The sequence below is a fragment of the Streptomyces sp. NPDC058308 genome (genome assembly GCF_042880275.1).
Lineage (GTDB): Bacteria > Actinomycetota > Actinomycetes > Streptomycetales > Streptomycetaceae > Streptomyces.
This window is the reverse complement of sequence record NZ_JBHVZA010000011.1, coordinates 181,983-206,838: the sequence shown is the minus strand read 5'-3', so window position 1 is coordinate 206,838 and position 24,856 is coordinate 181,983. Positions and strand designations below refer to the sequence as shown.

The window sequence follows — 24,856 nt, the reverse complement described above, 5'->3', positions numbered from 1 at the left end:
GCTTGCCTCACGGCACGAGGGGTTTTTTGTTGCACTGGCACCCGCCAAACCCCCGCAAAACCCCCGCAAAAACCCTCAGCTTCGAGAAGAGAATGCCGATGACCGAGCAGGCCACCGGGGCCCACCATCCGCAGCCGCGGCCCCGTACGTCAGGACACCAGTCCGCCCCTGTCGAGCACGTCACGGGTGCGCAGTCCCTGATTCGTTCTCTCGAGGAAGTCGGGGCCGACACCGTGTTCGGCATTCCCGGCGGAGCCATCCTTCCGGCGTACGACCCGATGATGGACTCCACCCGGGTGCGGCACGTGCTGGTCCGCCACGAGCAGGGCGCGGGGCACGCGGCCACCGGGTACGCGCAGGCCACCGGCAAGGTCGGCGTCTGCATGGCGACGAGCGGCCCCGGCGCCACCAACCTGGTCACCCCGATCGCCGACGCCCACATGGACTCCGTCCCCATGGTCGCGATCACCGGCCAGGTGGCCTCCAAGGCGATCGGCACGGACGCCTTCCAGGAGGCCGACATCGTCGGCATCACGATGCCGATCACCAAGCACAACTTCCTGGTCACCAAGGCCGAGGACATCCCGCGGACCATCGCCGAGGCCTTCCACATCGCCTCCACCGGACGCCCGGGCCCCGTCCTCGTGGACATCGCGAAGGACGCGCTGCAGGCGCAGACGACCTTCTCCTGGCCGCCGCAGCAGGACCTGCCCGGCTACCGCCCGGTGACCAAGCCGCACGCCAAGCAGATCCGCGAGGCGGCCAAGCTGATCACCGCCGCCAAGCGGCCGGTCCTGTACGTCGGTGGTGGTGTCCTGAAGGCACGGGCCACCGCCGAGCTGAAGGTCCTGGCAGAACTCACCGGAGCGCCCGTCACCACCACACTGATGGCGCTCGGCGCATTCCCCGACAGTCACGAGCTGCACGTGGGAATGCCGGGCATGCACGGAGCGGTCACCGCCGTCACCGCGCTGCAGAAGGCCGACCTGATCGTCGCCCTCGGAGCCCGCTTCGACGACCGCGTCACCGGCAAGCTGGACAGCTTCGCCCCGTACGCGAAGATCGTGCACGCCGACATCGACCCGGCCGAGATCGGCAAGAACCGCGCCGCCGACGTGCCGATCGTCGGTGACGCCCGCGAGGTCATCGCCGACCTCGTCCAGGCGGTCCAGGCCGAGCACACCGAGGGCCACACGGGCGACTACACCGCCTGGTGGAACGACCTCAACCGCTGGCGCGACACCTACCCGCTCGGCTACACGCAGCCCGAGGACGGTTCCCTCTCGCCGCAGCACGTCATCGAGCGCGTCGGTCAACTCGCCCCGGAGGGCACGATCTTCGCGGCGGGCGTCGGCCAGCACCAGATGTGGGCCGCGCACTTCATCGAGTACGAGACCCCGGCCACCTGGCTCAACTCCGGCGGCGCCGGGACGATGGGCTACGCGGTCCCCGCGGCGATGGGCGCCAAGGCCGGGCGGCCCGACCGCACGGTCTGGGCGATCGACGGCGACGGCTGCTTCCAGATGACCAATCAGGAGCTCACCACCTGCGCCCTGAACAACATCCCGATCAAGGTCGCCATCATCAACAACGGCGCCCTCGGGATGGTCCGCCAGTGGCAGACGCTGTTCTACAACCAGCGTTACTCCAACACCGTGCTGCACAGCGGTCCCGAGGACATCGGCCCCAACAAGGGCACCCGCGTCCCGGACTTCGTGAAGCTGTCGGAGGCCATGGGCTGTGTGGCGCTGCGCTGCGAGCGCCCCGAGGACCTCGACAAGGTCATCGCCGAGGCCAACGCCATCAACGACCGGCCCGTCGTCGTCGACTTCATCGTCCACGAGGACGCCCAGGTCTGGCCGATGGTCGCCGCCGGCACCTCGAACGACGAGGTCATGGCCGCCCGGGGCGTCCGCCCCGACTTCGGCGACAACGAAGACGACTGAGACCGAGAGCGAAAGAGAGACCCAGAGTCATGTCCACCAAGCACACGCTCTCCGTCCTGGTCGAGAACACCCCCGGCATCCTCGCCCGGATCGCCGCCCTGTTCTCGCGCCGCGGCTTCAACATCGACTCGCTCGCCGTGGGCGTCACCGAGCACCCCGACATCTCCCGCATCACCATCGTCGTGAACGTCGAGGACCTGCCGCTCGAACAGGTCACGAAGCAGCTCAACAAGCTCGTCAACGTCCTGAAGATCGTCGAACTGGAGCCGGGCGCCGCCGTGGCCCGCGAACTCGTCCTGGCGAAGGTCCGCGCCGACAACGAGACCCGCTCCCAGATCGTCGAGATCGTCCAGCTGTTCCGCGCCAAGACCGTGGACGTCTCCCCGGAGGCCGTCACCATCGAGGCCACCGGCAGCAGCGACAAGCTGGAGGCCATGCTCAAGATGCTGGAGCCCTTCGGCATCAAGGAGCTCGTCCAGTCCGGCACCATCGCGATCGGCCGGGGCTCCCGCTCCATCACGGACCGCAGCCTGCGGGCGCTCGACCGGTCGGCCTGAGGCCGGACGGCCAGAACCCGCCCCCGGGTCCGCCCGCATGGCGAGACCCGCGAACTTCCCTCACTGAACCCGCCGTACGGTGGGACGCAACACCAGCACACATAGGAGATTCCCAGTGGCCGAGCTGTTCTACGACGACGACGCCGACCTGTCCATCATCCAGGGCCGCAAGGTCGCGGTCATCGGCTACGGCAGCCAGGGCCACGCCCACGCGCTGTCGCTGCGCGACTCGGGTGTCGACGTCCGCGTCGGTCTGCACGAGGGCTCCAAGTCCAAGACCAAGGCCGAGGAGCAGGGCCTGCGGGTCGTCACCCCGTCCGAGGCGGCGGCCGAGGCCGACGTCATCATGATCCTGGTCCCGGACCCGATCCAGGCCCAGGTCTACGAGGAGTCCATCAAGGACAACCTCAAGGACGGCGACGCGCTGTTCTTCGGCCACGGCCTGAACATCCGCTTCGGCTTCATCAAGGCCCCCGAGGGCGTCGACGTCTGCATGGTCGCCCCGAAGGGCCCGGGCCACCTGGTCCGCCGCCAGTACGAGGAGGGCCGCGGCGTTCCGTGTATCGCGGCCGTCGAGCAGGACGCCACCGGCAACGGCTTCCAGCTGGCGCTCTCGTACGCCAAGGGCATCGGCGGCACGCGTGCGGGCGTCATCAAGACGACCTTCACCGAGGAGACCGAGACCGACCTGTTCGGCGAGCAGGCCGTGCTCTGCGGCGGCACCGCCGCGCTGGTCAAGGCGGGCTTCGAGACGCTGACCGAGGCGGGCTACCAGCCGGAGATCGCGTACTTCGAGTGCCTCCACGAGCTGAAGCTGATCGTGGACCTCATGTACGAGGGCGGCCTGGAGAAGATGCGCTGGTCCGTCTCCGAGACCGCCGAGTGGGGCGACTACATCACCGGCCCCCGGATCATCACGGACGCCACCAAGGCCGAGATGAAGAAGGTCCTCGCCGAGATCCAGGACGGCACCTTCGCCAAGCAGTGGATGGACGAGTACCACGGCGGTCTGAAGAAGTACAACGAGTACAAGACCCAGGACGAGAACCACCTCCTGGAGACCACGGGCAAGGAGCTGCGCAAGCTCATGAGCTGGGTCAACGACGACGACGCGTAAGTCGTACGGCACAGGGCCGGGGCACCAGCCCCGGCCCTTGTCCACTGCGTCCAGCCACGGACGAGTGATCCTTCCACGGAGGCGCATGTCGGCCTCCCTGGCGCCACTACACTGCTTGCAACATTCGCGTCGGGCCCACAGCGTCGTGCGTCTTCCACGCGGCTAAGCGACACCGCATGCGGCCGTCGGGACGGCCGTCCGCATTGGACTTGTGAGGACTCACGTGAGCACTGTTGCCAACGGCAAACCGGTCGTACTCATCGCTGAAGAGCTGTCGCCCGCCACCGTCGACGCCTTGGGCCCGGACTTCGAGATCCGCCAGTGCAACGGCGCGGACCGCGCCGAGCTGCTGCCCGCCATCGCCGACGTCGACGCGATCCTGGTCCGCTCCGCGACCAAGGTGGACGCCGAGGCCATCGCCGCCGCCAAGAAGCTGAAGGTCGTCGCCCGCGCGGGCGTCGGTCTGGACAACGTGGACGTGTCCGCCGCCACCAAGGCCGGCGTCATGGTGGTGAACGCCCCCACCTCGAACATCGTCACCGCCGCCGAGCTCGCCTGCGGTCTGCTCATCGCGACCGCCCGCAACATCCCCCAGGGCAGCCAGGCCCTGAAGGCCGGCGAGTGGAAGCGCTCCAAGTACACCGGCGTCGAGCTCGCCGAGAAGACCCTCGGTGTCGTCGGCCTCGGCCGCATCGGCGCCCTCGTCGCCCAGCGCATGAGCGCCTTCGGCATGAAGGTCGTCGCGTACGACCCGTACGTACAGCCCGCGCGCGCCGCGCAGATGGGCGTCAAGGTCCTCACCCTCGACGAGCTGCTCGAGGTCTCCGACTTCATCACCGTGCACCTGCCCAAGACCCCCGAGACGGTCGGTCTGATCGGCGACGAGGCCCTGCACAAGGTCAAGCCCGCCGTCCGCATCGTGAACGCCGCGCGCGGCGGGATCGTCGACGAGGAGGCGCTGTACTCGGCGCTCAAGGAGGGCCGCGTCGCGGGCGCCGGTCTGGACGTGTACGCGAAGGAGCCCTGCACGGACTCCCCGCTCTTCCAGTTCGACCAGGTCGTCTGCACCCCGCACCTCGGCGCCTCCACGGACGAGGCGCAGGAGAAGGCAGGCGTCTCCGTCGCCAAGTCGGTGCGTCTGGCCCTCGCAGGTGAGCTCGTGCCGGACGCCGTGAACGTCCAGGGCGGTGTCATCGCCGAGGACGTGCGTCCCGGTCTGCCGCTCGCCGAGAAGCTCGGCCGGATCTTCACCGCCCTCGCGGGCGAGGTCGCGGCCCGCCTCGACGTCGAGGTGTACGGCGAGATCACCCAGCACGACGTGAAGGTGCTCGAACTCTCCGCGCTCAAGGGCGTGTTCGAGGACGTCGTCGACGAGACCGTGAGTTACGTGAACGCGCCGCTCTTCGCCCAGGAGCGCGGCGTCGAGGTCCGCCTCACCACGAGCTCGGAGTCCCCGGACCACCGCAACGTGGTCACGGTGCGCGGCACGCTCACCGGCGGCGAGGAGATCTCGGTCTCCGGCACGCTGGCCGGGCCCAAGCACCTGCCGAAGATCGTCGCCGTCGGCGAGTACGACGTGGACCTGGCGCTCGCCGAACACATGGTCGTCCTGCGGTACGCGGACCGTCCGGGCGTCGTCGGCACCGTCGGCCGCGTCCTCGGCGAGGTGGGCATCAACATCGCCGGCATGCAGGTCGCCCGCGCCGACGTGGGCGGCGAGGCGCTTGCCGTGCTGACCGTCGACGACACGGTGCCGCAGTCGGTGCTGAACGAACTGGCCGAGGAGATCGGTGCGGATTCCGCGCGTGCGGTGAACCTGACCGACTAGGGGCACCCCGGAGCTTCGGTCGCCGACCATCACCGGCTTCGCCGAGTTCGTCCTCAAACGCCGGACGGGCTGGAGAGATCCAGCCCGTCCGGCGTTTTGTCGTGCGGTCTCAAAGACAGGCTCTCAGGCCAGGGCCTTCTCCGGCGCGGGCTCCGGAGCCGGAGTTGGAGTCGGCTTGATCCGGCGCAGTGTCGCTGCCGACAGGGCCGCCGCGATCAGCAGTGTCGCCGCCCCGCTGAGCGCCGCCACATGCATCCCGCTCGTGAACGCCTCCCGGGCCGTGTCCACCAGGGCGGAAGCCGCCTTGTCCGGCATCTCACGGGCCACCGCCAGCGCGCCGCCGAGTGTCTCGTGCGCCTCTGCCGGGGCCGTGTCCGGGATCTCGTTGCGGTAGACCGCGTTGCCGATGGAGCCGAGCAGCGCCATGCCGAGCGCGCCGCCGAACTCCTGGCCCGTCTCCAGGAGTGAGGAGGCCGAGCCCGCCTTCTCGGCGGGGACCGAGCCGAGGGCCAGGTCGGTGAGTTGCGAGCCGATGACCACGGCGCCGCAGGCGAGGAGTCCGGCGGCGGCGAGGACCGTCCACAGCGAGTCCGTGCCGGTCAGGGCCAGCAGACCGAAGCCGGACGCCGAGACGGCGAACCCGGACGAGACGACGTAGGCACGGTTCGTCCCGCGCTGCACCAGTGCCGTGGCGACCGGGGCGGCTGCGCCGATGGGGACCGAGGGCAGCAGGGCCCACAGCGCGGCCTCCAGAGCGCTCTTGCCGAGGACGGACTGCAGATACTGCGTGGTGAAGTAGGCCGAGCCCATCATCGCCAGGGACGCGATCAGGTTCAGCAGGACCGCGGGGGCGAAGCCGCGGCCGCGGAACAGCGCGGGGGAGATCAGCGGGGACTGCGTGGTGCGCTGGCGGTGGACGAAGAGGGCGGCGAAGGCGAGGCCGACGGCGAGCGACGCGACGTAGGCGGGTTCGAGGCCCTCGGCGGCTGTCTCCTTGAGACCGTAGACGAGCGGCAGTACCGCGGCCATGGAGAGCGGCACGCTCAGGAGGTCGAAGCGGCCGGGCTCGGGGTCCTTGGACTCCGGAATGAGGACCGGCGCGAGGAGCAGGAGCATCGCCATCGCGGGCAGGTTGACCAGGAAGACCGATCCCCACCAGAAGTGCTCGACGAGGATGCCGCTCATCACCGAGCCGAGCGCGATGCCGGCGACCATCACGCCGGTCCAGATGCCGATCGCCTTCGCGCGCTGTCCGGCTCGCGGAACATCGTGCGGACGAGGGCCATGGTCGAGGGCATCAGGGTCGCGCCGCCGATGCCGAGGACCGCGCGGGCGGCGATGAGCAGTTCGGCGCTCTGCGCGTACGCGGCGGTGAGCGATGCCGCGCCGAAGGCGGCGGCGCCGAACATCAGGAGCTTGCGGCGGCCGACGCGGTCGCCGACGGAGCCCATCGTCATCAGCAGCCCGGCGAGCACGAAGGCGTAGATGTCGAAGATCCAGAGCTGCTGGGTGCCGCTGGGCCGCAGGTCGGCGTTGATCTGCGGGACCGCGAAGTAGAGGACGGAGACGTCCATCGAGACCAGGAGCAGCGGGAGCATCAGGACGGCGAGGGCGGTCCATTCCTTGCGGGTGGCGCGCGGGTTCGTCTGCATGCCGAGGACTGTACGGGCGTCTTATACAGCTGTCTAGTACGAGCGTGTAAATCGTCGCCCGTGTGAGACGCCGGTATAGGACGCCCGTATGAAATCCGGCGTATCGTGCCGCGCATGGGACACCGTGAAGATCTGCTCGAAGGTGCGAAGCGCTGCCTGCTGGAGAAGGGGTTCATGCGCACGACGGCCCGCGACATCGTGAAGGAGTCGGGCACCAACCTCGGCTCCATCGGCTACCACTACGGGTCGAAGGACGCGTTGCTGGTGGAGGCGTTCATCGCGCTCGTCGAGCCGATGGGCGACGGCTTCGAGGGCGCGGGGGAGGAGGGGGGTGCCGAGCCGGGCAGTCTGGAGCATTTCCAGAAGGTGTGGGACGGCATCATCCGCTCGGTGCCCGCGACGCGGCCCATCTGGATGCTGACCCTGGAGGTCGTCACGCAGGGCGAACGCCTCGCGGGCATCCGGGAGTTGCTGATCGAGGCGCAGAAGGAGGGGCGCAGCGGGCTCGCGGCGCTGTTCACCGGCATCGAGGAGAGCGAGCTGCCGGAGGACGTCGTGGAGGGCGAGGGCCGGCTCTACACGACGCTGCTCAACGGCCTGATGGTGCAGTGGCTGTTCGACCCGGCATCGGCGACCACCGCGGAGCAGCTCACCGAGGGGCTGCGGCGCGTGATGGAGCGGGCTCGCTCCCGCGAGCGGGCCGACTCCCGATAGCGGTCAGACCCTCGGCGGGGGGAGGGGCCTGCGGGCGCACCCGGGGCCGGCGTGAGCGCGGCTCCGGGTGCGCGGGCGGGAGCGGGTGACCGGCTACCGCCCGGTGGTGGCTAGGACCACTTGAGGCAGGAGGCGGGGATCCAGCCGCGCTTGTTGCTGCTGTACGGGCCGCCGTACAGCCACTTGTTGCTCTTCTTGCCGCACAGGTTGTACGAGCCGCCCTTGAAGAACTTGCCGTCCTCGCAGAGGCCGCCCTTCTTGCCCTTGTTCCACTGGCCGACCGCGGTGGCCCCCACCTTGGCGTGGGTGCGGATCTTGACCGTCTGCTTGGCGGGGACGTTGGTGATGGCGCGCGAGCAGTCGGGCTTCGACGCGGCGACGGCGGTGCCGCCCGTGGCGACGGTGGTGCCGATGAGCGCGACGGCGGAGAAAGCGACCGCGGGGGCCAGCAGTGTGAACTTCATACGGTGTTCGTTCTCCCAAGTGTGGGGGGACGGATGTTCGGACGCGGAGAACCGTATCGCCTCACGGTCAGGGGCGACCCAGCGATCGGACAGTCCATCCGGCCTCGCGCCAGGTCTCGGTGTTGAGGGTGCCGCGTCCGTCGATGACCTTCGGGCTCGCTGCGCGGGAGGCGATGCGGTGCGGGTCGACGTGGGAGTACTGCGGCCACTCGGTCAGGTGCAGCAGCAGGTCGGAGTCCTGGACGGCGACGATCGGGTCGTCGATGTAGTCGAGTTCGGGGTGCGTCTTGCGGGCGTTGTCCAGGGCCCGTGGGTCGGTGACGGTAACGGTGGCACCGAGTTCGTGGAGTTTCTGGGCGACGGCCAGGGCGGGTGAGTCGCGGATGTCATCGGTGTCCGGCTTGAACGCGGCGCCCCAGATGGTGATCTGTTTGCCGGCGGGGTCGCCGTCGAGCTGTTCGCGGGCAAGGTCCACCATGCGCTCGCGCCGCCGGTTGTTGATGGCGTCGACCTCGCGGAGGACCGCCGCTGCCTGGCCGGCGCCGAGTTCGCCGGCGCGGGCCATGAATCCGCGGAGGTCCTTGGGCAGGCAGCCACCGCCGAACCCGAGGCCGGGCCGCATGCCCCGGCGGCCGATGCGGGTGTCGTGGCCGAGGATGTCGGCGAGCGTGGTGACGTCGGCGCCGGAGGCTTCGCAGACCTCGGCGACGGCGTTGATGAAGGAGATCTTCGTGGCGAGGAAGGCGTTGGCGGACGCCTTGGCGAGCTCAGCGGTGGCCCAGTCGGTGACGATCGTCGGCGTCCCCGCTTCGATGATCTTGCCGAAGCACTGCCGCAGCACGGCTTCGGCCCAGGAGTGCTCTTTCTCGAAGCCGAGGACGAGCCGGTCGGGGCGGAGGGTGTCCTCGATGGCGCACGACTCGCGCAGGAACTCCGGGTTCCAGGCGACCTCGGTCGCGTTCCCGGCGGGCGCGAACTCATGGAGCAGGTCGCGGACGCGGGGTGCGGTGCCGACCGGGACGGTCGACTTCACCGCGACCACGGCGGGTCCCTTGATGCGGGGCGCGAGCTGGCGGACTGCGGAGAACAGGTGGCTGAGGTCGTAGGTGTTCTCGCCGGGCTGCTGCGGGGTGCCGACTCCGATGAAGTGCAGCTCGGCGAAGGCCGCGGCCTCCGCGTAGGAGGCGGTGAACTTCAGCCGGCCCGAGGCGGTGTGCTTGGCGATCAGGTCGTCGAGGTCGCGTTCGTGGAAGGGCGCCTTCCCGGAGTTGAGGATCGCGACCTTGTCCATGTCGCAGTCCATGCCGAGGACTTCGTGGCCGAGTTCGGCCATGCAGGCCGCGTGCGTGGCGCCGAGGTAGCCGCAGCCGATCACGGTGAGCTTCATGACGGGATTCCTTTGCGAGGTGGGAGGTCGCCGACGGCCCCCACCTCTGCCTCGCCCGGACGGGCGGGGTGCTCAGGCGGGCCGGGTGGCCAGGTAGCGGTTGATCCCGTCCTGGGTGAACGGCGGGATCGTGCGAAATGCGAGATCCTCGGGGGCGAGGAACTGGAGCTTGACGCCCTCGGCGAGAGGCAGCTGCGTCTCGTCGCCGTCCCAGGAGGCCGCGAAGAAGGTGATCAGCTGCCCGGAGCCGTGCTCGTCGCGGATCTCGAACAGCTCGGTGAGATCGGCGATGTCGGTCAGGCCGGCTTCCTCGTCGAGCTCGCGGACGATCGCGTCGGCCGGGTCCTCGCCGGGGTCGCCGCCGCCGCCCAGAACGCTCCAGTGATCCGGCCAGGCGATCTGGCCGGGCAGGTTGTCACGCAGGTGGAGGAGGAGTTCGCCGCGGCGGTTGGCGATGATCGCGACCGCTCCGCGGGCGGTGGCCGGGCTGTCGGCCGTGGTGTTCTGGTGCATCCGGTCACCGTAGTGAGGTGAGGGGTCGTCATGCGGCAGCCCTCACCGTCCGGTCGCATAACCAGACGGCCGTCATGAGGGCCTGCATGCGGGTGCGGTCGAACGCCGGGCTTGAGCCCGCCCTCCAGCAGGGGCCGCATCGCTGCCGGTGCCTCCGCCAGGGCGGTGCTGATCTGGGCGTCCGCCCAGCTGGAGAGCTTGCCGTTCAACCAAGACGGGACCGGGGAGGCGAAGCCGAGCTTGTCCCGGCTGCCCCAGACCTCCCGCGGCAGCCCGAGGGCCTTCGCTGCATCGCGGAGGATCCGCTTGCCCTCGGCGGGGTGGGCGATTTTGTGGTCGGCGGGGAGCCGGTAGGAGAGCTCGACCAGGTCGCGGGCCAGGTAGGGGGACCGGCGTTCGAGGGCGCAGGCGGAAGCGAGCTTGTCGCTGGTCATCACCAGCGGTCGCCAGGCCGTCGCCAGGTCGGCGAGGGTGAGCCCGCGGGCCAGATCCCCGCCGGTCTTCTCCAGCGCGGTGGCGACCAGGTCACGGACGCGGTCGTCGGGGTCGGGACCGCGCAGGACGAGCCGGGTCACTGCCTCGGCGGGAATGAGGTCCTCGCCGGCGGCGTGCATCAGTTTCGCGGCCAGCGGCCGGTAGACGTCCATCCCCGCGGCAAGCACGGCGTCCGGACCGAACAGGACCAGGGAGTGTCGGACGTAGCCCATCAAGAACTCGTCCGGGCCCAGTCCGCCGACGGCGACCTTGAGGCCGAGGTCGGCGATCTTGCGGTAGGCCATGTACTCGGAGAACGTGGACGCGTTGCCCATCGGGTAGTCCAGGGCGGACACCATGTGCGGCAGGACCGTGGCGAAGTCGATCGGGTCCGGCTCGACCACCACCAGCTCGGCGCCGATGTCGGCGGCGACCCGGGCCGCGATCCTCGACTCGTCGAGGCGGTCCTGTCCGGGATAGCGGACGGTGACGCAGACCGGGGGGCGCAGCAGGCAGGCCAGCACCGACGAGTCGAGCCCGCCGGAGAGTAAGAGCGCGAAGTCGCAGGCCGGAGCTCGCAGCGGGATCTGCTCGGCCAGGATGACGGAGAACTTCGCCAGGGCCTCGGCGTAGGTGCCGGTGAACAGCTGTCGGCCGGCCAGGCTCCAGTAGGTGTGCTGGTCGAGAGAGCCAGAGGCGACGTCGAAGGCCAGCAGGGTGGCAGGGGCCAGCAGCTGGATGCCCTGAAAAGGGGTGTCGACGCCGACCGGCGTCTCGATCGCCAGGACCTCGGGCCGCAGGACCAGCGAGGCCGGGCCGTAGCCGGTCAGAGTGGTGACCTCGGACGCGAAAGCGAGCCGGCCGCCGTCCAGGCGCCAGTAGAGCGGTTTTTCGCCGAGCCGATCGCGGGCCAGGAACAGTTTCCCGACGCGCGGGTCGTAGATCGCCAAGGCGAACATGCCGTCCAGCCCGTCCAGGCAGGACGGGCCGGTCTTGGCCCAGGCCCGCAGCACGAAGTGCGCGTCCGACTCCCGGTGCCCGAGCGGGATGCCCCAGGCAGCAGCCTGCTGGCGGTAGTTGTAGACCTCGCCGTTGAAGGCCAGCAGCACCCCGCTCTCGCGGTCCAGGTAGGGGCCGGGCGCCGCCTGCGGGTCGACGATCAGCAGCGTGTTCATGGCCAGCACGGCTCGGCCGTCCTGTGAAGCGGCGTGCATGGTGCCGTCGGGGCCACGGTGGGCCTGCGAGGCGCCCATGGCGCCGACCGTGCGTTCGTGCCGGGCGGCGTCGGCTCCGGCCAGTCCTGCGATTCCGCACATATCTGGTTCACCCCCGAGTGTGGTGGTGCCTTGGCGGCGGCCGCCGCCGGAAGGAGATCCATTCCGGTTCCGGCGGCGGCCTGGGCTCTCATCACAGCCGCCCGGCCAGATCGGCGGGAGGGCTCGCAGGGGGGCTCACAACTCGCAAGCGCGGTTCGCGACCGGGCGGGGAGGAATATCGTTACTGACCCAACACGCGGAACATGTACGACTCTTCGTCCCCGGTCGAGTACGGGCCCTGTGCTCCACCCCGTACCGACATACGTGCTCAACTGCTTGTTCGAGTCGTACATGGTCCCCTCCGCCGGCAAAGGGAGAAGGTCGTGGCATCGACCACCCGCCGGGCTCGTCCGCCCAATGCGGACCTGGCCCGGCTCATCGAAGCCAGCGGCGCGAGCCACAAGTCGCTGGCTCTGCGCGTCAACCAGCTCGCCCATGCCGCCGGGATGGAGACCGACTACTCACACACGTCCGTGGCGAACTGGTGCAAGCGGGGGATGACGCCGAAATGGCCGGTCCCGAAGCTGTTGGCGCAGGCCATCAGCGAGAGGCTCGGCCGTCCCGTCAAGCTCGGCGAGATCGGTATGGGCGAGGCGGAGACAATCGACGCGGATGTGGGGTTGGATTTCCCGCGAGGCCCCGCCGACGCCGTCCGCGTCGCCACTTCGTTCTGGAGCTCCGTGAACCGCCGCGACTTTCTGGCCGGATCCGGCTTCGCCGCCTCCGCCTTCACCACTCCCGTCACCAGATGGCTCGTCACCCCCGCCGACGAGACGGCCGACCACAAAGGCGGCGGCCAGGTCGGCCGGGCCGACCTCGACGAACTGCGCGAGGCCGCCGACGAGGCGAGGCGGTGGGACTCGAAATACGGTGGCGGGAACTGGAAGGCCAACTCCGTCACCGGCTGCCTCGACCACCGCGCCGGCCCACTGCTGCAGGGCTCCTTCTCGGACGAGATCGGCCGCGAGCTCTTCAGCGTGACCGCCGAGTTGTCCAGGCTCGCGGGCTGGACGGCCTTCGATGTCGGTCAGCACGATGCCGCCCAGCGGCACTTCATCCAGGCCCTCCGCCTCGCCCGTGCCGGCGGGGACGTGCAGCTGGGCTGCTACGTGCTGACCACCATGGCCATGCAGACGTTGATGCGCGGGTTCGCGTCCGAGGCCGTGGACATGGCCCAGGGCGCCTACGAGCGGGCCAAGGGCCGGGCCGCCCCCCGCGTGCTGGCGTTCACCAAGCTGATCGAGGCCCGAGCCCACGCCCGGGAGAACGACGCCAAGGCCGCCTCGAAGGCCCTGAAAGCCTCTGAGGACCTGCTGGGGCAGGCGAAGGACGACAGCGGCGACGAACCCGCGTGGATCGACTTCTATCACCACGCCCGCCTCTCGGCGGACGCGGCCGAGATCTTCCGCGACCTGAAGAACCCCAAGACGGCCCTTGCCTGGAACCAGCAGGCCGCCGCGATGCCGACCGGGGTGTTCACCCGCTCCGTCGGCATGCGCCTCGCCATCGTCGGAACCGCCCACCTTCAGGCCCGCGACCTGGAGCACGGCCTCGAGCTCGGCAACCGGTCCGTGGACATCCTCGCTCGCGTCCAGTCCTCCCGGGCCAAGGACTACGTGGCCGAGTTCAACGCGGCCCTGGCCCCCTGGCGGCGCGAGCCGGCCGTGCGCGAGTTCATCCACCGGACCCGCAGGGAGCTCGCCGTCGCCGCCTGACCGCTGCTGAACGTGGAAGTGCCAACGGAGTTGCGGAACCGACAGGTCCTTACAGCCGTGACGACTTCAGGACCATGTGCAGCAACAGGCGGTCCTCGCCCTCGTCCAGGTCGAGGCCGGTGAGCTGCTCGACCCGCGAGAGACGGTAGTAGAGCGTCTGGCGGTGGATGCCCAACTCCGCCGCCGCCCGGCCCGCTTGGCCCGCGCAGTCGAGGAACACCTCGGCGGTGCGGGCGAGTTCGCGGTGGGTGGGGCCGAGGAGCTGCCGTGCCACGGGGTCGTGCGCCGCCTCCGGCGGCAGGGCGGTCAGCAGGCGGTAGGGCCCCACGTCCGACCACTGCGCCACCGGCCCGAAGCGCCGCTCGGCCAGCGCCGCACGCGCCGCCGCCGACGCCTCCCACCAGGCGGCGCCCAGGTCCTCCAGGCCGTGCCGGGCCCCCGCGATACCGGCCGCGGCCCCCCGCGCCGACTCCAGGAGGCGTGCCGCCGCCGTGTGCGCGGGGGACGGCGCGTCGGCCGAGCGCAGGCGCACCAGGGCCGCCAAGGACTGCGCGGTCGTGCCCCACGGCACCGTGCACACCGCCGCCGCGCCCGGCACCGTACGGGCGGCCGGGGCGTCGTCCGGGTCCGCCGAGCGCCACGGGGCCACGCACACCACCGCGTGCAGGCCGTCGCCGCGGGTGCCGAGCGCCGTGCGCAGGGAGGCCACCGCCATGTCGCGCTGCCAGCCGCGCTCGGCCGTCAGGACCGCGCGGAACTCCCGGGTCAGGTCGGCGCCGGCCTGTGCCTCGTCGGCGAGCAGCGCGCCGATCCGGGTGGCCACCTCCATGGCGGCGGTCAGCTGGTGATCGCCGGGGCCCGGCTCGTCGTCGAGCAGCCAGACGTATCCGAGGGCGAAGCCCCGGTGGCGTACGGGAAGGCAGATGCGGCCCCGGTAGACCCCCGCCTCCGGGGTGGGCGGGATGCGGACGGGGGTCGTGGCGCGGGTGATGCCGAAGCTCTCGAACCAGGAGCGGACCTCGGCCGTGGACCGGCGGGTGAGGATCGAACGGGTTCTGACCGGGTCCAGGACGGTCGCGTCGAAGCCGCTGTCGCCGTCGCCGCCGCCGTCGTGCGCGCCGAAGGCGATCAGCTCGAAATCCCGGTTCTCCAGGGTCGCCGGGGCGCCGAGCAGCGCCGAGATCTCGTCGACCAGTTCTTGGTAGTCACCCTTCACCACCCCATTCTCACGCACCCCGCCGCGTTCTTCAGACATCTGTCTGAGATCCAGGGCACGGATGCGTGACAGCTGTCGATGGCCCGTGTCCGGGGGGATCCTTAGATTTCACGGTGGTTCTCCGTGCCGTACCGCCGCGTTCCCTCCGTGGAGGGCTCTGCCGGTACGGCCCCTCGATTTCGTACACCCGTGGAGGTGCCCCGTGCTGGGTCCCGTGATCCTCGCCGCGTCGCGCAGCGACAAGATGCGCCGTTTTGTATCGGCGGCCCCCGGCACCAAGCAGGTCGTGGCCCGGTTCATCGCCGGTGAGAGCGTCGACCAGGTCGTCCCGGTCATCGTCGACGCCGCCGACAAGGGCCTGGAGGTCACCCTCGACGTGGTGGGCGAGGACATCACCACCGTCGAGCAGTCCCACGAGGCGCGCGACGCCTACCTGGAGCTCATCGGGCGCCTGAAGGACCTCGGTCTCGGCACCAGGGCCGAGATGTCCGTGAAGCTGTCGATGTTCGGACAGTCCCTCCCGTCGCCCACCACCGCCCTCAACGGAGAGCCCTCCGGGCTCGCTGAACGATTCCCGGGCGGCCACGAGCTGGCCCTCGCCAATGTGCGGCCCGTCGTCGAGGCCGCCGCCGCGATCGGCACCACGGTCACCCTCGACGCCGAGGACCACACCACCCTCGACTCGATGTTCGCCATCCACGACGAGCTGCGGAAGGACTTCCCGCAGACCGGCTGTGTCATCCAGGCCTACCTCTTCCGCACCGAGGCCGACGCCCGGCGGCTCGCCGCGAACGGCAGCCGGGTGCGTATCGTGAAGGGTGCCTACAAGGAACCCGCCGAGGTCGCGTACCAGGACAAGGCCGAGATCGACAAGGCGTACGTCCGCATCCTGCGGATCCTGATGGAGGGAGACGGGTACCCGATGATCGGGTCCCACGACCCGCGCCTGATCTCCATCACGCAGGAGCTCGCGCGCCGCGCCGGGCGCAAACTGGACGAGTACGAATTCCAGATGCTGTACGGCATCCGCAGCGACGAGCACCTGCGGCTCGCCGCCGAGGGCCACCGCATGCGCGTGTACACCGCCTACGGCACCGACTGGTACGGCTATTTCATGCGCCGTCTCGCCGAGAAGCCCGCCAACCTGCTCTTCTTCGCCCGCTCCATCCTCACCAAGGACTGAACCAAGGGCTGAGCTCCCACCCCCTCGACCCTCTTAAGGAGATACGGAACTCATGGACGCTGTGACCCAGGTCCCCGCCCCGGTCAACGAGCCGGTGCACGGCTACGCCCCCGGTTCCCCGGAGCGTGCCCGCCTCGAGACCAAGCTCAAGGAGCTGGCCGAGAACCCCATCGAGCTGCCGATGACCATCGGTGGCGTCAAGCGCCTCGGTGGCGGCGAGCCCTTCAAGGTCGTGCAGCCGCACAACCACCAGGCCGTCATCGGCACCGGCCGCGGCGCCACGCAGCAGGACGCCCAGGACGCGATCGACGCCGCGCTCGCCGCCGCCCCGGCCTGGCGCGCGATGTCCTTCGACGACCGCGCCGCGATCATCCTGCGCGCCGCCGAGCTGCTCTCCACGACGTGGCGCGAGACGCTGGCCGCCTCCACGATGCTCGGCCAGTCGAAGACCGCCCAGCAGGCCGAGATCGACACCCCCTGTGAGCTCGTCGACTTCTGGCGCTTCAACGTGAAGTACGCCCGTGACCTGCTCGCCGAGCAGCCCCCGGCGAACTCCACCGGCGTCTGGAACCGCCTGGACCACCGCCCGCTCGAGGGCTTCGTCTACGCGATCACGCCGTTCAACTTCACCGCCATCGCGGGCAACCTGCCCACCGCCCCGGCCCTGATGGGCAACGTGGTCGTGTGGAAGCCGTCCCCGACGCAGACGCACGCCGCCGTGCTGCTCATGCAGCTCCTGGAGGAGGCGGGCCTGCCCAAGGGCGTCATCAACCTCGTCACCGGTGACGGCATCGCCGTCTCCGAGGTCGCCCTCAACCACCGCGACCTGGCCGGCATCCACTTCACCGGCTCCACCCCGACCTTCCAGCACCTGTGGAAGACGGTCGGCGAGAACATCGCCAAGTACCGCACCTACCCGCGCCTCGTCGGCGAGACCGGCGGCAAGGACTTCGTCGTCGCGCACCCGAGCGCCGACCGCGCGATCCTGAAGACCGCGCTGACCCGTGGCTCCTTCGAGTTCCAGGGCCAGAAGTGCTCCGCCACCTCGCGCGCCTACGTCCCCGCGTCCATCTGGAACGACGGGTTCAAGGAGGAGTTCGCGGCCGAGGTCGACGGCATCAAGATGGGTGACGTCACCGACCTGTCGAACTTCATCGGCGCCGTCATCGACGAGCGCGCGTTCGCCAAGAACAAGGCGGCCATCGACCGCGCGAAGTCCGACGAGTCCTGCACGATCGTCGCGGGCGGCACGTACGACGACTCCGTCGGCTACTTCGTGCGCCCGACCGTCGTCGAGTGCTCGGACCCGGAGAACGAGGTCTTCAAGACCGAGTACTTCGGCCCGTTCCTCGCCGTGCACGTGTACGACGACAGCAAGGCCGACGCGTACGACGAGATGCTGACCCAGATGGAATCGGCCTCCGACTACGCGCTCACCGGCTCGGTCATCGCGGGCGACCGCGCCGCCGCCGCGTACACGATGGAGAAGCTCCGCTACGCCGCGGGCAACTTCTACATCAACGACAAGTCGACCGGCGCCGTCGTCGGCCAGCAGCCCTTCGGCGGCGGCCGCGGCTCGGGCACCAACGACAAGGCGGGCGCCCCGCAGAACCTGCAGCGCTGGACGCTGACCCGCGCCATCAAGGAGACGCTGGTCCCGCCGACCGAGTACGGCTACCCGCACATGGGCTGACGCCCCGCCCGGGCCCCTGCGGCCCGCCCCTGAACCCCGCCTCCGACCTGGGCCCCACCCCGGTCGGAGGCGGTGTCGTTCCCGGGGTCAGCCCAGCGCGTCCACGACGATCCGGGCCAGGTCCGCGGCGATCCGGTCCTCGCCGGGCGTGTCCGGGTCGAGCCGGGTCGTGTAGACGGAGATCACCAGGGGCGCACCGCCCTTGGGCGGCCAGGCCACGGCGACGTCGTTGACACCGCCGTAGGCCGGGGAGCCGGTCTTGTCGCCGACCCGCCAGCCCTTCGGGAGCCCGGCGCGGATCCGCTTGTCGCCGGTGGTGTTCTCCACCAGCCAGCGGGTCAGCTGGCCGCGGTCGAGCGGGTGGAGGGCGTCGCCGACGACGAGCTTGTGCAGGTTCGCCGTCATGACGGCGGGCGTCGTCGTGTCCCGCCGGTCGCCGGGGATGTTGCTGTTGAGGTCCGTCTCCCACCGGTCGAGGCGGGTACGGGAGTCGCCGAGGGAGCGTGCGAACTCGGTGATGCCGGACGGTCCGCCGATCCGCCGCATCAGCAGATTGGCGGCGGCGTTGTCGCTGTACGTCACCGCCGCGTCGCACAACTCCCGTACGGTCATGCCGGTTTCGAGGTGCATCTCGGTCCGCGGCGAGTACGCGACGAGGTCGCCGCGCCCGTACCGGATCAGTATGTCGAGCAGGCCGGGCTCCTGTTCGCGCGCCCTGCGCAGGATCGCGCCGGCGGCCAGGACCTTGAACGTCGAGGCGATGGCGAAGCGTTCGTCGGCGCGGTAGCCGACGGTGGCGCCGGTGCCGGTGTGGAGCGCGTGGACGCCGATGCGGCCCGGGTACTCCTTCTCCAGGTCACGCAGCCGGCGCCGGACGTCGTCGGTGGCCGCCGCGGGCGCGCCGCCCGTCGCGGCCGACGCGCCCGCGGCGCCGGAGGCCGCGAGGAGTACGGGGGTGGCGGCTGCGGCGCCGAGGAGCGTTCTGCGGGAGGGGATGGCATTCATGATCCTCACGCTAGCGGGGAGCTCCGCCGCGCGGCCGCTTCGGTCCCCCGGGCGCCGCTCGCCGCACGGCCCGCTCACACCTCCACGAGCACCTGGTCAAGGGATTTCCGTACGAGATCGGGGACCCGGCAGTCCGGCGCGGGATACCCCACGGGGATCACCGCGAACGCCTTCTCGTTCTCGGGGCGGCCGAGCACCTGTTGCAGGAAACGCATCGGGCTCGGCGTGTGGATCAGCGCGGCCAGGCCGGACAGGTGCAGCGCGGAGAGCAGCATTCCCACCGCGATGCCGACCGACTCGTCGACGTAGTAGTGCTTGTGCTTGGCGCCGTCCTCGCCCAGCCAGTACCGCTGCTGGAAGACGACGATCAGCGCGGGCGCGTCCGTCAGGTGCGGCTTCACCTCGTCCGTGCCGAGCGGGCGCAGCGCCGCGAGCCACTCCTCGCCGAGCCGGCCGTCGTAGGAGATCTGCTCCTCGTGTTCGGCGGCCTCGCGGATGCGGCGGCGTATCTCCGGGTCCTGGACGAGGACGAACGTCCAGGGCTGCTGGTGCGCGCCGGACGGCGCCGTCGCCGCGCAGGCGATGGCGTCGCGCACGACCTGCGTGGGTACGGGGTCCGGAGCGAACTGGCGCACGGTCCGCCGCTCCCGCATCCGGTCCTTCAACTCGGCCGCCTGCGCGAGGGATTCGGTCTCGGGCATGCGGGCGGGGTGGTAGGGAACGGAGCGGTAGGGCTCGCCGTGGACGGGGGTCCACTCTCGCTGCTGCTCGGTTTCAGACATGGTCAGATTCTGCGGCGCGAGGCGGCCCCGACGCCATGGTGCAGACCAATTCCGGACCCCCGTCGGCCGGAACGGCACGGTCGGCGAGCGCCGCTCGCCCGCCGGGCGGCTTATCGGGGTGCGTGCGCGGATACGGCCTGAGTACGGTGGGGACGTGACCATGAACACCCTGCGCACCGCCCACACCAGCGATCTGACGGCGGCCGAACTGCGGGCCGCGCGCGCCCTCCTCGACGAGGCCTTCGACGGAGACTTCGGCGACCAGGACTGGGAGCACGGGCTGGGCGGTGTCCACGCCCTCGTCCACGGAGAGGACGGCCGGCTGCTCGCGCACGGGTCCGTGGTGCAGCGGCGCCTCCTGCACAACGGCCGTTCCCTGCGCATCGGTTACGTCGAAGCGGTCGCCGTCCGCCCCGACCGGCAGCGGCAGGGCCTCGGCGGGCAGGTGATGGGCGCCCTGGAACGGGTCATCGACGGGGCGTACGAGCTGGGCGCGCTCTCGGCGTCCGACGACGGGGCGCGGCTCTACCTCGGACGCGGGTGGCAGGAGTGGAAGGGCGCGGTCGGCACGCTCGGGCCCGAGGGCGTCATCCATCTGCCGGACGAGGAGCCTCCGCTGCTCCGGGGCGCGGACCTCGACCCGGCGTACGCATTCCTCATCGACTGGCGCGACGGGGACGTCTACTGAGGCCGGGCGTCCGCCGCGGTGGGGCGCCCAGCTCAGAGCCTGTCTTTCAGGGCGGTGCCCGCACGACCGCCGTCTCAGATAGTAGGAAGTCCGAGTAATTGTGGAGACAGACGCTCCGTCCTCCCTTAGCTTTGTAGAAGCCGAACGTCTCGCTTGATCAAGCGACTGGCGGTTGTGAGCCGGAGCCCCATGCAGGCGAACCCTGCCGCTCCACCGCTCCCCGCCCCGTTGGGGGTCCCCCCACGCATCAGGCAGTGGGGGAGTTCTCGAAAACACCCTTCCCTCAAGGAGTGGATCTCCCATGGCCGAGACGACCGCCCGCCGAGTCCGTCACACCTCCCGTACGAGCGACTCCGAGCGCAAGAACGCCGCCGCAGCCCTCCAGCGCGCCCTCGACCGCAGGGACAACGGCGGCGAGACGGGCCACTGAGCCCGGAGCGCGCCGGTCACCGGGACCCGCGCGCCACCTCGAAGTGGTCGATGCGCTCGCCGCTCTCGGCGAGCGCGGAGACCGAGAGCCGCGGGTGCGCCCCGGCCGTCACCTCCACCGCGAGGAACGAGAAGCCGGTGTAGCGCACCCGTGACCACTCCACGGTCTCCGGGGCCCGCGTGCGCGACCTCGTCCAGTGGAAGGTCGCGATGCTCTCGTGGTCGTGGACGTCGCCCTCGTGGCTGTCCTTCACCCCGGGGCCGAAGCCGTACAGGTCCTTGCCCGCGCCGCCCGCGGTGACATACACGATGCCGTCGCGCGTCGGATCCGTCGACGCGCCGACCGGCACGGGCTTGCCGACCTCGCCGCCCTTGATCGCGTCCGTGCGTTCGTAGACGTGGTTGTGGCCGTTGACGACCAGGTCCACCTGGTGCCGGGTGAACAGGTCGAGCCAGGCGTCGCGCACCCCGCCGTCGGAGGCGTGCGTCGATGTCGAGTACACGCAGTGGTGGAAGAAGACCACCACGAAGTCGACGGAGCCGTCCGCGCGCAGCGCGCGCAGGCGCCGGTCGAGCCAGGCGGTCTGCCGGCCGTCCGTGCAGCCCTTGTTGGCGGTGATCTCGTACGAGACGTCGTTGGCGTCGAGCGCGACGACCCCGACGTTCCCGTACCGGAACGAGTAGACGCCGGGCACGCCCGCCGGGTCGAAGCCGTTGTCGGGGAGCGACCAGCGCGCGTACTGGCCGCCGTAGCCGTTCGGCGAGTACCACGCCTCCATGTCGTGGTTCCCGGTGGTCACCATCCACGGCACCGACTTCGCGACGGACTCGGTCTGCGCGAGGAAGGTGTCCCACACGCGCGCGTCGTAGGTGTCCGAGTCCTTGCCGTGCCCGGTGGTGTCCGCGTAGCAGAGGTCGCCCGCGTGCAGATGGAACGAGGGGTTCTGGCCCAGGATCACGTGGTCGTTGGCGAGCGCGTGCGGGCTGACGCCCTGGTCGCCGAAGGCCGTGAAGACGAACTTCTCCGCCCGCGCGGGCGCGGTCCTGAACGAGCAGAGCGTCCCCATCCGCTCGGGCGAGGCGGGGTCGAAGCCGTCGTGGCCGACGCCGTAGTAGTACGTCGTGCCGGGCGCGAGGCCGTCGAGCGCGGCGTGCACGTAGTACTGCTCGACCGCGGGCAGCTTCTTCGAGAGCGAGGGGGTGTGCAGGTCGCGCACTTCCGCCTCGATCTTCTGGCTCAGGTCCCAGGGCTTCGGGCCGACGCGCACGTAGGGGGACCTGACCGCGAAGGGCACCTGCCAGGAGATCCGCATCTGCGTCATCGGATCGGCGCCGAAGGCGAGGTGCCGCCCGAACGGGGCCACCAGCCTGCCGTCGACGCGCACCGGCGCGGGCGGCGCGCTCCGGGGGCCCGCCGCCGACGGGCCCGCACCACCGGACGGGCCCGAACCGCCGGCGAGCAGACTCATGCCGCCCGCCGCCCCGGCCGCCGCGAACGCACCGGCGAGCACCGTGCGGCGGGAGAACTTCGCGCGCAGGTAGGCGTGTTGTTCCGGCATGCTCAGCTCCGCCGCGAGCGGCGCCGGGATGCCGACGTTCGGGGTGTCCATGCCGAGAGGAGTACCCAGCGCGTGCCAACTGGGGTCGGACACCCGGGTGAACAGCGGCCGTCGACGAAACGACTGTCCGCATGCCGGACATCCGGTGTCATCCCGTGGGACGGAGAGTAGGGTGCGGACATGTCTCGCAGCATCAATCTCGCAGTCATCCCCGGAGACGGCATCGGCCAAGAGGTCGTGGCCCAGGGGCTCAAGGTCCTCAACGCCGTGCTTCCGCAGGACGTGAAGCTGGAGACGAAGGAATTCGACTTCGGCGCCAAGCGGTACCACGCCACCGGCGAGACCCTCACCGACGCCGACGCGGCCGCACTCAAGCAGCACGACGCGATCCTCCTCGGCGCGATCGGCGACCCCTCGGTCCCGTCCGGCGTCCTGGAGCGCGGCTTCCTGCTGAAGCTCCGCTTCCTCTTCGACCACCACGTCAACCTGCGGCCCTCGAAGCTGCTCCCGGGCGTCGCGACCCCGCTCGCGGGCCAGCCCGAGATCGACTTCGTCGTGGTGCGCGAGGGCACCGAGGGCCCGTACACGGGCAACGGCGGCACCATCCGCACGGGCACCCCGCACGAGGTCGCCACCGAGGTCTCGGTCAACACCGCCTTCGGTGTGGAGCGGGTGGTCCGCGACGCCTTCGCGCGCGCCCAGGCCCGCCCGCGCAAGAAGCTGACGCTGGTCCACAAGAACAACGTCCTCACCTACGCCGGCCACCTCTGGACGAACGTGTTCAACAGGGTCGCCGCGGAGTACCCCGAGGTCACCACCGACTACATCCACGTCGACGCCGCGACGATCTACCTCGTCACCGACCCCGGCCGCTTCGACGTGATCGTCACCGACAACCTCTTCGGCGACATCATCACCGACCTCGCCGCCGCCGTCTCCGGCGGCATCGGCGTCGCGGCCTCGGGCAACATCAACCCGAGCCGCGAGTTCCCGTCCATGTTCGAGCCCGTGCACGGCTCGGCGCCGGACATCGCGGGCCAGGGCAAGGCCGACCCCTCGGCCACGGTCCTCTCCGTCGCCCTCCTGCTGCGCCACCTCGGGTACGAGGCGGAGGCCGCCCGCATCGAGGACGCGGTCTCCACCGACCTCGCGGAGCGCGGGGACACCGTGCGCACGACCGAGCAGATCGGTGACGCGCTCGCCGTACGAGTAGCGGGCTGACCCGGCAGCGCGAAGATCAGACGGAAGCCGCCGGGTCCCCAAGGACACCCGGCGGCTTCTCGTATCCGGCCCCCGGGTGTCACCATCGACCCCCGGGCCGCAATCATGCCGTTTCTCCCTCGGGACCCCCACGAGCGATAATCGAACGTGGGGCCGTGACAGCAGCAGGGAAACTCGGACGTCCTAGTACTGGGCGTACGGATATGAGCGCGGTCCGTCACCATCACACGTGAAGGACGAAGCACTCATGACGACGACGCCGACCATCGAGCTCAAGCCCTCCTCGACGCCGCTGGCCACTGCCGAGCGCGAGGCGATCCTGGCCAACCCCGGGTTCGGCCGCCACTTCACCGACCACATGGTGACCATCAAGTGGACGGAGGGCCGCGGCTGGCACGACGGCCAGCTCGTGCCGTACGGTCCGCTGGCCCTCGACCCGGCGACGAACGTCCTGCACTACGCGCAGGAGATCTTCGAGGGCCTCAAGGCCTACCGGCAGCCCGACGGCGCGGTGGCCACCTTCCGCCCCGACGCCAACGCCCGCCGTTTCCAGGCCTCCGCGCGCCGCCTCGCCATGCCGGAGCTGCCCGTCGAGACGTTCATCGAGGCGTGCGACGTGCTGGTCGGGCAGGACAAGGCGTGGGTTCCGGCGCACGGCGGCGAGGAGTCCCTCTACCTGCGTCCCTTCATGATCGCCACGGAGGTCGGCCTGGGCGTGAAGCCCGCCAATGAATACCTCTTCGTGGTCATCGCCTCGCCTGCGGGCGCCTACTTCCCCGGTGGCGTCAAGCCCGTCTCGATCTGGCTCTCCGAGGACCGCGTGCGCGCCGTGCCCGGCGGCATGGGCGACGCGAAGACGGGCGGCAACTACGCCGCGTCGCTGCTCGCGCAGGCGGAAGCGGCGGCGAAGGGCTGCGACCAGGTGGCCTACCTCGACGCGGTCGAGCACAAGTGGGTCGAGGAGCTGGGCGGCATGAACCTGTACTTCGTGTACGGGAACAAGATCGTCACCCCCACCCTGACGGGCTCCCTGCTCGCGGGCGTCACCCGTGACTCGCTCCTCTCCGTCGCCCGTGACCTGGGCTACGAGTCGGAGGAGGCGCGTGTCTCCATCGACCAGTGGAAGACGGACACGGAGAACGGCACCCTCACCGAGGTCTTCGCCTGCGGCACCGCCGCGGTCATCACGCCCGTGGGGACGGTCAAGTCCGCGGGTGGTGAGTGGCTGCAGAGCGGTGGCGAGCCGGGTGAGGTCACGATGAAGCTGCGGGACGCGTTGCTCGATGTGCAGCGGGGGACGGCGAAGGACCGGCACGGCTGGATGCACGACCTGGGCTGAGCGATTCTTGCGCGGTTCCCCGCGCCCCTGAGGGGGCGGTGCCCGGAGGTTTGGTCAG

Annotated in this window: 19 protein-coding genes and 2 pseudogenes; 12 read left to right on the top strand and 9 right to left on the bottom strand. The window is 70.4% G+C overall.

Features of this window, described 5'->3' with window-relative positions; translation table 11 throughout:
• The first annotated feature begins 98 nt into the window (after window positions 1-98).
• The 4 genes from ACFVYL_RS17695 to serA all read left to right on the top strand — a co-directional run bounded on the left by ACFVYL_RS17695 (window position 99) and on the right by serA (window position 5,448).
• The gene (locus ACFVYL_RS17695) at window positions 99-1,946 is read left to right on the top strand and encodes an acetolactate synthase large subunit (protein ID WP_389716756.1); all 1,848 of its coding nucleotides are present in this window, start codon (window positions 99-101) and stop codon (window positions 1,944-1,946) included.
• Window positions 1,947-1,975: 29 nt separating this feature from the next.
• A complete protein-coding gene (gene ilvN, locus ACFVYL_RS17690) occupies window positions 1,976-2,503 on the top strand; it encodes an acetolactate synthase small subunit (protein WP_055568881.1) in 528 nt (175 codons plus the stop codon).
• 115 nt (window positions 2,504-2,618) lie between these two features.
• The gene (gene ilvC, locus ACFVYL_RS17685) at window positions 2,619-3,620 is read left to right on the top strand and encodes a ketol-acid reductoisomerase (RefSeq protein WP_389716752.1); all 1,002 of its coding nucleotides are present in this window, start codon (window positions 2,619-2,621) and stop codon (window positions 3,618-3,620) included.
• Window positions 3,621-3,843: 223 nt separating this feature from the next.
• On the top strand, window positions 3,844-5,448 hold the full coding sequence (gene serA / locus ACFVYL_RS17680; RefSeq protein ID WP_389716749.1) for a phosphoglycerate dehydrogenase: 1,605 nt from the start codon (window positions 3,844-3,846) through the stop codon (window positions 5,446-5,448).
• Window positions 5,449-5,571: 123 nt separating this feature from the next.
• On the opposite strand, the pseudogene ACFVYL_RS17675 reads toward serA, so the two are convergent.
• Window positions 5,572-7,100 (bottom strand): annotated as a pseudogene (locus ACFVYL_RS17675) (MFS transporter).
• Window positions 7,101-7,214: 114 nt separating this feature from the next.
• On the opposite strand from ACFVYL_RS17675, the gene ACFVYL_RS17670 reads away from it, so the two are divergent.
• Window positions 7,215-7,814: a TetR/AcrR family transcriptional regulator gene (locus ACFVYL_RS17670; RefSeq protein ID WP_389716747.1), complete on the top strand. Its 600-nt coding sequence runs from the start codon at window positions 7,215-7,217 to the stop codon at window positions 7,812-7,814.
• Window positions 7,815-7,924: 110 nt separating this feature from the next.
• Here the strand turns inward: ACFVYL_RS17670 and ACFVYL_RS17665 are convergent, their stop codons facing one another.
• The 4 genes and pseudogenes from ACFVYL_RS17665 to ACFVYL_RS17650 all read right to left on the bottom strand — a co-directional run.
• The gene (locus tag ACFVYL_RS17665) at window positions 7,925-8,278 is read right to left on the bottom strand and encodes a hypothetical protein (protein WP_389716744.1); all 354 of its coding nucleotides are present in this window, start codon (window positions 8,276-8,278) and stop codon (window positions 7,925-7,927) included.
• 67 nt (window positions 8,279-8,345) lie between these two features.
• On the bottom strand, window positions 8,346-9,665 hold the full coding sequence (locus ACFVYL_RS17660) for a UDP-glucose dehydrogenase family protein (protein WP_389716741.1): 1,320 nt from the start codon (window positions 9,663-9,665) through the stop codon (window positions 8,346-8,348).
• A 72-nt stretch (window positions 9,666-9,737) separates the two neighbouring features.
• On the bottom strand, window positions 9,738-10,178 hold the full coding sequence (locus tag ACFVYL_RS17655) for an NUDIX domain-containing protein (protein ID WP_389716739.1): 441 nt from the start codon (window positions 10,176-10,178) through the stop codon (window positions 9,738-9,740).
• 221 nt (window positions 10,179-10,399) lie between these two features.
• Window positions 10,400-11,866 (bottom strand): annotated as a pseudogene (locus ACFVYL_RS17650) (asparagine synthetase B family protein); the annotation flags it as partial.
• A 425-nt stretch (window positions 11,867-12,291) separates the two neighbouring features.
• Here ACFVYL_RS17650 and ACFVYL_RS17645 point away from each other — a divergent pair.
• Window positions 12,292-13,683, top strand: a complete 1,392-nt coding sequence (locus tag ACFVYL_RS17645) for a sporulation protein (RefSeq protein WP_389716736.1) — start codon at window positions 12,292-12,294, stop codon at window positions 13,681-13,683.
• Window positions 13,684-13,732: 49 nt separating this feature from the next.
• Here ACFVYL_RS17645 and ACFVYL_RS17640 read toward each other — a convergent pair whose 3' ends face one another.
• Window positions 13,733-14,938 carry a PucR family transcriptional regulator gene (locus ACFVYL_RS17640; RefSeq protein WP_389716733.1) on the bottom strand — a complete coding sequence of 402 codons (1,206 nt, stop codon included), beginning with the start codon at window positions 14,936-14,938 and terminating at the stop codon, window positions 13,733-13,735.
• Window positions 14,939-15,101: 163 nt separating this feature from the next.
• Here ACFVYL_RS17640 and ACFVYL_RS17635 point away from each other — a divergent pair, with 163 nt between their 5' ends.
• Both ACFVYL_RS17635 and pruA read left to right on the top strand, forming a co-directional pair.
• The gene (locus ACFVYL_RS17635; RefSeq protein ID WP_389716731.1) at window positions 15,102-16,082 is read left to right on the top strand and encodes a proline dehydrogenase family protein; all 981 of its coding nucleotides are present in this window, start codon (window positions 15,102-15,104) and stop codon (window positions 16,080-16,082) included.
• Between the two features lie 52 nt (window positions 16,083-16,134).
• The gene (pruA, locus tag ACFVYL_RS17630; RefSeq protein ID WP_389716728.1) at window positions 16,135-17,775 is read left to right on the top strand and encodes an L-glutamate gamma-semialdehyde dehydrogenase; all 1,641 of its coding nucleotides are present in this window, start codon (window positions 16,135-16,137) and stop codon (window positions 17,773-17,775) included.
• A gap of 87 nt (window positions 17,776-17,862) precedes the next feature.
• Here pruA and bla read toward each other — a convergent pair whose 3' ends face one another.
• Together bla and ACFVYL_RS17620 are read right to left on the bottom strand one after the other, a co-directional pair.
• Window positions 17,863-18,780 (bottom strand): class A beta-lactamase, encoded by a 918-nt coding sequence (bla, locus tag ACFVYL_RS17625; RefSeq protein ID WP_389716725.1) that lies wholly within the window; start codon window positions 18,778-18,780, stop codon window positions 17,863-17,865.
• Window positions 18,781-18,854: 74 nt separating this feature from the next.
• Complete coding sequence (locus tag ACFVYL_RS17620) at window positions 18,855-19,562, bottom strand: nitroreductase family protein (protein WP_389716722.1); 708 nt, start codon at window positions 19,560-19,562, stop codon at window positions 18,855-18,857.
• A gap of 160 nt (window positions 19,563-19,722) precedes the next feature.
• Between ACFVYL_RS17620 and ACFVYL_RS17615 the strand changes: the two genes are divergently transcribed.
• Window positions 19,723-20,250, top strand: a complete 528-nt coding sequence (locus ACFVYL_RS17615; RefSeq protein WP_389716838.1) for a GNAT family N-acetyltransferase — start codon at window positions 19,723-19,725, stop codon at window positions 20,248-20,250.
• 301 nt (window positions 20,251-20,551) lie between these two features.
• Window positions 20,552-20,680 (top strand): hypothetical protein, encoded by a 129-nt coding sequence (locus ACFVYL_RS17610; RefSeq protein ID WP_361181394.1) that lies wholly within the window; start codon window positions 20,552-20,554, stop codon window positions 20,678-20,680.
• A 16-nt stretch (window positions 20,681-20,696) separates the two neighbouring features.
• On the opposite strand, the gene ACFVYL_RS17605 is transcribed toward ACFVYL_RS17610, so the two are convergent.
• A complete protein-coding gene (locus tag ACFVYL_RS17605) occupies window positions 20,697-22,289 on the bottom strand; it encodes a purple acid phosphatase family protein (protein WP_389716719.1) in 1,593 nt (530 codons plus the stop codon).
• 129 nt (window positions 22,290-22,418) lie between these two features.
• Between ACFVYL_RS17605 and ACFVYL_RS17600 the strand changes: the two genes are divergently transcribed.
• Both ACFVYL_RS17600 and ACFVYL_RS17595 read left to right on the top strand, forming a co-directional pair.
• Complete coding sequence (locus tag ACFVYL_RS17600; protein ID WP_389716717.1) at window positions 22,419-23,459, top strand: 3-isopropylmalate dehydrogenase; 1,041 nt, start codon at window positions 22,419-22,421, stop codon at window positions 23,457-23,459.
• 247 nt (window positions 23,460-23,706) lie between these two features.
• A complete protein-coding gene (locus tag ACFVYL_RS17595) occupies window positions 23,707-24,798 on the top strand; it encodes a branched-chain amino acid aminotransferase (protein WP_389716715.1) in 1,092 nt (363 codons plus the stop codon).
• Window positions 24,799-24,856: the final 58 nt, after the last annotated feature.